The organism is Enhygromyxa salina (genome assembly GCF_000737335.2).
GTDB lineage: Bacteria > Myxococcota_A > Polyangia > Nannocystales > Nannocystaceae > Plesiocystis > Plesiocystis salina_C.
This window is the reverse complement of record NZ_JMCC02000028.1, coordinates 71,090-78,297: the sequence shown is the minus strand read 5'-3', so window position 1 is coordinate 78,297 and position 7,208 is coordinate 71,090. Positions and strand designations below refer to the sequence as shown.

The 7,208-nt window shown below is 66.7% G+C and carries 4 protein-coding genes and 1 pseudogene; 3 read left to right on the top strand and 2 right to left on the bottom strand.

Going from position 1 to position 7,208, the window contains the following annotated elements; translation table 11 throughout:
* A pseudogene (locus DB30_RS12110) lies at positions 1–544 on the top strand (hypothetical protein); the annotation flags it as partial.
* 40 nt (positions 545–584) lie between these two features.
* Positions 585–1,373 (top strand): ATP-grasp domain-containing protein, encoded by a 789-nt coding sequence (locus DB30_RS12105; RefSeq protein WP_052548567.1) that lies wholly within the window; start codon positions 585–587, stop codon positions 1,371–1,373.
* A 21-nt stretch (positions 1,374–1,394) separates the two neighbouring features.
* Here DB30_RS12105 and DB30_RS12100 read toward each other — a convergent pair whose 3' ends face one another.
* Positions 1,395–2,462 carry a terpene synthase family protein gene (locus tag DB30_RS12100; RefSeq protein ID WP_052548566.1) on the bottom strand — a complete coding sequence of 356 codons (1,068 nt, stop codon included), beginning with the start codon at positions 2,460–2,462 and terminating at the stop codon, positions 1,395–1,397.
* A 415-nt stretch (positions 2,463–2,877) separates the two neighbouring features.
* Here DB30_RS12100 and DB30_RS12095 point away from each other — a divergent pair, with 415 nt between their 5' ends.
* On the top strand, positions 2,878–3,336 hold the full coding sequence (locus DB30_RS12095) for a hypothetical protein (protein WP_052548565.1): 459 nt from the start codon (positions 2,878–2,880) through the stop codon (positions 3,334–3,336).
* 392 nt (positions 3,337–3,728) lie between these two features.
* On the opposite strand, the gene pyc is transcribed toward DB30_RS12095, so the two are convergent.
* On the bottom strand, positions 3,729–7,181 hold the full coding sequence (gene pyc, locus DB30_RS12090; protein WP_052548564.1) for a pyruvate carboxylase: 3,453 nt from the start codon (positions 7,179–7,181) through the stop codon (positions 3,729–3,731).
* Positions 7,182–7,208: the final 27 nt, after the last annotated feature.

The following is a 7,208-nucleotide window of genomic DNA, read 5'->3' as shown; positions in this document are numbered from 1 at the left end:
GGCCGAGGCCGAGGGCCGCGCCCGCGAGGCCGAGCGCCGCCGCGAAGCGGACCTCGAAGCCAAGCAAGCCAAGCAAGCCAAGCAGGCCGCGAAGCGCGAGCAGGCCCGGGCGCAGCAGCAAGCGCGCGAGGCCAGCAAGGCCAGCAAGGCCAGCAAGCGGGGCAAGTCGAGCAAGCGCACCAAGTCCAAGCCCCCACCGCCCGAGAGGCTGCTGCTCGAGGCCATCCGCGAAGAGCTGCGCTTGGTCCGAGCGAGCAACGACGGCCTGGTCTCCAACCGCCACCTCGAGTCGCTGGTGCTCGGCGAGGATCGAGCACGGGGGCCGCTGTTCTCGCACGCCGACGGCATCACGAAGATCAACATCGAGCACCCGCTCTTTCAGGCCGTCCTCGACACCTACCTGACGGATCAGGGCGCGCTGACGCTGCTCGCCTCTTCGGCCTATACCTACCTCAACCTGATCCACGTCGAGATCGAGGACCAGCACGAGGCCGAGTTTCTGCGTCTGCACGCCGCCCACGCCTCGACGACGATCCCGAGCTGAAGACCCTCGCAAACTTTCCTTTTGCGCTACGCTGCGCGAAATGCTCTGGCTGCTCGAACGGGACATCTACGGCGTCGGCCCGCATCCGCTCGAGGGCGCGATCGCAGCCGCCGGTCAGCGCTCTCGAGTCTGGTCCGACGACGCGTGGGAGAGCGATACACAGCTCGACGGACCGGTCGTGTTCCACGGGAGCTTGGGCAACGCCGCCCGGATCGCCGCGTCCGGCCGCTGGGCCCCGGGGGCCTACTGCAACACCGCCGCGTTTCACTGCTCGCGCTGGTATCCGGCCGCGAAGCCGTGGTTGCTGCACCGCGAGTACGTGCTCACGACCGTCGCCGAGCTGAGCGCAGATCCGATCGCCACCGCGGGCTCGCTCGCCGACGCGTCGGGCCAGGTGTTCGTGCGCCCCGACAGCCCGCTCAAACCATTCAGCGGGCGCGTGGTCCAGCTCGAAGGGCTGACGCCGGGCCACCTGGACCATGGCTTTTATTACGAGCGCTTGGATCTACCGATCGTCGTGTCGCGCAAGCGCTCGCTGGGCGACGAGTGGCGCTTCGTGATCTGCCAGCGCTCGGTCATCACCGGGTGCAGGTACGAGGCAGAGGGCCGCGTGGCCGGGACCACGACGGTCGACCCACGCGCCGCAGCGGTCGCCGATCAGATCGCCGCCAAGTTCGTCGGACCCGACCCCGTGTACGTGCTCGACTTGGTCGAGAGCGAGCACGGGATCGAGATGGTCGAGATCAACCCGTTCAGCGGCGCCGATCTATACGCGTGCGACAAGCCAGCGATCGTCCAGCGCGTGGCCGAGACAGCGACGGCGTCGTAGCCAGTCCACGAGCTGAAAATATCAGGCCGGGATCGCGGCCGTCAGGTTGTGCTCGTAGCGCTGGGTCCGGGACTGGTGATACCAGTCGAAATTTCCGCGCATCCAGTCTTCCATGATCTTGATGTAGCCGAGGGTCGCCTCGTCGATCTCGCCGTTCGACATGTCGAAGTAGGCCTTAGCCTCGAAGTACTCCTCGACCACGCGATCGTTGGTCGTCATGGCCGCGTCCATCGCCGCGCGTAGATCCATCCCGTACGCGTCGCGGTAGACCGTCACGAGGTTGCTGAGCTCACCCGCGGACGACTCTTTCGCGTAGGAGAACAGATCGTTGACATAGGACACGCACAGGTTCGTGGCCGACATCATGGTCTGAAACGCCGGATCCTCGCGGACCTCGTCCGACACATCAAAGCCTTCCACGATCGCTCCGATGTCGAGGGTTGGATATACGGCGCTGCAGCGCAGCCGCACGATCGTGTAGTCCGCCACGTGGGTCATCCGCTTGTTCCGCTTGCGCGACTCCATGACGCAGCCTTCGAAGTAGCTGCGCATGCCCCCGACGTAGTGGCGCAGCCCCTCGCGGTTGGTGTAGCGAAGCAGCCGCTTGGCGACATTGGCGTAGGCGTTGCCGACCGCGATGATCCGCTCGCGAGCCGGGACGTCGTCGCGCAGGGTCGGGCGCACCTCGTCGGCGACGGCCGCCGAGAGGTAGGCCGTCACGTGCGTGGCGAGCTCTTCGCTGCTGCCGATCTCCGAGCGCGCGTCGTCGAGCATGTCGTCGAACACGAAGATCGCCGTGTAGCAGTTGGTGATCAGCTGCAACGCCTCGAGCGAGCAGTCGCGGTGACACAGGGCCGCGAGCTGCTCGAAGCCGCAGCGATACAAGGCGTCGGCGAGGTCGTGGTCGTCCTCCGGGACGAGACCGATCTCGATCGCCCACGCGAGATTTTGATCCCGCACAGAGTCGACGTGAGTGTTGATGCCAGAGCGGAACGGAAGCCTGAGGCTCCCCCCGATCGAGCCCCAGGGTCCTGGGACGTCGATACGAATGCGCCGCTCACTCGTGCTGATGATCTTGGCCGTATCCATGGCTCTTCCCTTTCTGTCCGATCCTTGGACAGGGAGTTATGTGCTACCTGTGTAGCAAGGTATGTCGGGAAGCGTCAACAAAAATCCACTGTCGCGGTAATAATTCCACCGACAGCCCGTGACCGAGCCCTCATTCGGCGGCACAACCTGCCAAAAGAACCCGCTACGAGTACCCTGCCGCAGTGAATTTGATGGTTTGAGGCTAGTTCCTGACGCCCCTGGCTTTGTCGCTCGTCAGTCGAGTGTGCCCGACACACTCCTTCCTCGCTTCGCGCCAGGGACGCCAGGCCCGGCGCCTCAAACCATCAAATTCACTGCGGCAGGGTACTAGCCCCCAAGGCGCTTGTTTCACGGGTTTGCGCCTCTGGTGTTCCCCTCGGTTCACCCCTAGACTCGGCTGGTTTCCCCGCCCGAGATGGTCCAGCCCAAGTACAAGGTGCCGCCTCAAGGCGACTACTGGCCCCATACCTGGGTGGTGGTGGGGGATGTGATCGTATCCCTGACTCAAGAAGGAAGGGTCCCCGATGAGCACTGGGATCTCTTCGTCGCGGACATCGAGCAAACGGGCACCCAGCGCATGCTGGGGATCGGCATCGGCGCGATCAACATCAACAGTCGGCAGCGTCGCAAGCTGGTGCAAGCCATGCACGACAAGCGAGTGGCGGCCGTGCTCGGCAGCAGCGTCGCCCGGGGTATCGCTACCGCGCTCGGGTGGATGGGTCTGAAGATCCGCGGGTTTGGTTGGGACGACATGGCCGGCGCCTTCGAGTACTTGGGCTCCGAAGAGCTGAGCGTCGACCAAGGCGTAGAGATCGTCTCGCAGCTGCTCGCACGGGCTGGGGCGCCGAGCGTCGAAGAGCTGGCGCAGGGCTGAAGCCCAGCTCGGTCACGGGCAGTCGCTGAGTTCGGGGAACGAGCACACCCCCCTCATCGCAGTGGTTCCGCCGCTGAATCAGCGCCCCCCCCTCTGTCCGTCCCCCACCCAAGAGCCGCTGAATCAGCGACGCTCCCCGCCCCTCCAGATCGGAGCCCCCCTCCGCCAAACGCAGAGCGCACAAAGGCCGCAGACTGTCCCAACCCGGCGTATCTACGCACGTGGAGATTAGCGAAGAGAAGCGCGGTCGGGCCAATGAGAAGAAGCGAGAGGAAGCGGGGTCACGAGACTGAAGTAGACCGTAGCCGGGTTGGGACAGTCTGCAGCCCGTGCGCGGTCCCCTACGGCACAAAGCCCCCCGCACCAAGATCACCAGCCCCCACAAACAAAGCTCATTCACGCCCCCGAATCTCCACCAGCAAATCCCCCACCAACAACGCATCATCCACCCCCACCGCCACCCGCCTCACAACCCCCGAGATAGGCGCCGCCACAACCGTCTCCATCTTCATCGCCGACAACACCACCAGCGCATCCCCAGCCGCGACCTCATCCCCCGCCGAGACCCGCAGCTCAATCACGACCCCAGGCATCGGCGCCCCCACCGACCCAGCGTCTTCCAGCTCAGCCCGCTCGCGCGTGACCGTGTCCTGCTCGACCGAAGCATCCCGCACCAGCATCGAGCGCGACTGCCCGTTGAGCTCGAAGAACACCTCGCGCTGCCCATCGGCCCGCACGTCCCCGATCGCGGTGAGCTTGACGATCAGCAGCTTGCCCCGCTCGATCTCGAAGCTGGTCTCTTCGCCCAGCCGCATCGGCGCGATGAAGTTCCGCGTTGGCAGCAATGACACATCGCTGTAGTCGCGGCGAAACGTCATGTACTCGTCGAACACCTTGGGATACAGCGCAGCCGAGACCACGTCGACATCCCGGACGTGCGCCCCCCACTTGGCCGTGAGCTCGCCCCGCAGCCCGTCGAGGTCCAGGGCCGGCAAGCTCGCGCCTGGCCGGCCTTCGATCATCGGGGCGTCGCGCACGACCTGGGTCCGCAGCGGCTCTGGAAACCCACCGTGCGGGACGCCCAGATAGCCTTGAAAATACTCGACCACCGATCGCGGAAACGACAAGGTCTCCGCGCGCTCGCGGACCAGCGCCTCATCGAGGTCGTTTTGAACCATGAACTGCGCGAGGTCACCCACGACCTTCGAGCTGGGCGTGACCTTGATGATGTCGCCAAGCAAGCGGTTGGCGGCCGCGTACGCCCGCTTGATCGCCTCCCAGCGCGAGGCGAGCCCGAGCGACCGGGCCTGAAACTGCAAGTTGGTGTATTGCCCGCCCGGCATCTCGTGCATGTAGACGTCGGCGCTGCCGCTGCGCAGGCCCGACTCGAACGGCGCGTACAACCCCCGGACCTGCTCCCAGTAGCTGTTGAGCGGTTGGATGTCCGCCAGCGCGAGCCCGGTGTCGCGGTCGGTCCCGGTCAGCGCGGCGACGATCGCCCCCATCGAAGGCTGCGAGGTCAGCCCCGCCATCGCGTCCAACGCCACGTCGACGACGTCGGCCCCGGCCTCGGAGCACGCCAACATGGAGGCCACCCCAGTGCTGGCGGTGTCGTGGGTGTGGACGTGGATCGGCAAGTACGGGAACGCCCGACGCAGCGCGGTGATCAACATGCGCGCCGCCCCGGGCTTGAGCAGCCCGGCCATGTCCTTGATCCCGAGCACGTGCACGCCCCGGTCTTGCAGCTGCCCGGCCAGGTCCACGTAGTACTGCAGCGAGTACTTGGTCCGGTTGGGATCCGAGACGTCGCCCGTGTAGCAGATCGCCGCCTCGATCACCCCGCCCGCCGTGCCGACCGCGTCGATGCCAAGCTCGAGGTTGGGGACGTAGTTCAGGCAGTCGAAGATCCGAAACACGTCAACGCCGCGGCGCTGGGCTAATTGCACGAAGCGGTGCACGACGTTGTCGGGATAGTTCGTGTAGCCGACCGCGTTCGCCCCCCGCAGCAACATCTGAAACGGGATGTTGGGGACCAGCGCGCGCAGACGCTCGAGCCGATCCCACGGGCACTCGCGCAAGAACCGAAGCGCCACGTCGAAGGTCGCGCCGCCCCACATCTCGAGCGAAAAGAACCGGTTGAGCACGTGGGCGGTCGCCGGGGCCACGGCCGCGAGCTCGCGGGTGCGCACCCGGGTTGCGAGCAAGCTCTGGTGAGCGTCGCGCCAGGTCGTGTCCATGAGCAGCAGCCCCCGATGCTCGCGCACGGACTTCGCATACGCCTTGGGCCCTTGCTCGAGCAGGATCCTGCGCCAGCCCTCGGGCGGATCCCCAAGCCCCGACGTGAGCGCGGCCGGCAGCACCGGGTCTGGCCCCGGCGCGGCGCTGGACGCTGGCGCGACCGTGGGCCCGTTGACCGCGACCTCGCCAAGAAAGCGCAGCGCTCGCTGGGCCCGGTTGCGGCGACGCGGAAACGTGAACAGCTCCGGCGTGGTGTCGATGAAGTCGGTGCGCGCCTGCCCCGAAGAGAAGGTTGGGTGGCGCAGCACGTTGTGCAGGAATTGGATGTTGGTCTTGACCCCGCGGATCCGAAACTCCGCCAGCGCCCGATGCAGCTTGGCCGTCGCCGAGTCAAAGCTGTCCGCGTGCGCGGTGACCTTGGCCAGCAGCGAGTCGTAGTGCGGCGAGACCTGGGCGCCCGCGTAGCCAGCTCCGCCGTCGATCCGAATGCCCATGCCCGCGGCCGATCGATACGCCTCGATCCGGCCAGTGTCGGGCTGAAAGCCGTTGAGCGGATCTTCGGTGGTCACGCGGCACTGGATCGCAAACCCGCGCGTGCTGATGTTGCCCTGCTCGAGGCCGAGCTCGCTCAGCGTCGCGCCGCCAGCGATGCGGATCTGGGCTTGAACGAGATCGACGAGGGTGACCTGCTCGGTCACCGTGTGCTCGACCTGGATCCGCGGGTTGACCTCGATGAAGTAGTGGCGGCCCTCGCCATCGACGAGGAACTCCACGGTCCCCGCGTTGCGGTAGCCGGTCGCGCGCGCGAGCGTGACGGCGTCCTTGGTCAGCGCCGCGCGGACCGACTCGTCGAGGTGCACGGCCGGCGCGACCTCGACGACCTTTTGGTGGCGGCGCTGCACCGAGCAGTCGCGCTCGAACAAGTGAATGACCTCGCCGGTCGCGTCGGCGAGGATCTGGACCTCGATGTGGCGCGGGCGCTCGACGTAGCGCTCGATGAACATGGTCCCGTCACCGAACGCCGACTCGGCCTCGGACCGGGCCCGCTCGAACGCCGAGTCGAGCTGGTCGATGGTTCGGACCACCCGCATGCCCCGACCGCCGCCGCCCATCGCAGCTTTGATCATGACGGGCAGGCCGTGCGCGTCGACGAACGCACGCGCAGCCTCGACGTCGGCGACGGGCCCATCGCTGCCGGGGACCACCGGGACGCCGGCTTCGATCGCCAGCGCGCGCGCGCGGGTCTTGTCACCAAGGACGTCGATGACCTCGGCGCTTGGGCCGACGAAGCGGATCCCCGCGGCCTCGCAGGCGCGCGCAAAGTCAGCGCGCTCGGACAAGAAGCCGTAGCCCGGGTGGATCGCGTCGACCTGGTTTTGGCGCGCGACCTCGACGATGCCTTCGATGTCGAGATACGCGGCGACCGGGCTCTTGCCCTCGCCGATCAGGTAGGCCTCGTCGGCCTTGTAGCGGTGCAGGTGGACTCGATCTTCGCGGCTGAAGATCGCTACGGTGCGGATCCCGAGCTCGGTCGCGGCTCGGAACACGCGGATGGCGATCTCACCACGGTTGGCACACAGGAGCTTGCGGATCGGGCGATCAGGCACGGCGGGAGTGTACTCGACCTGCGGGCG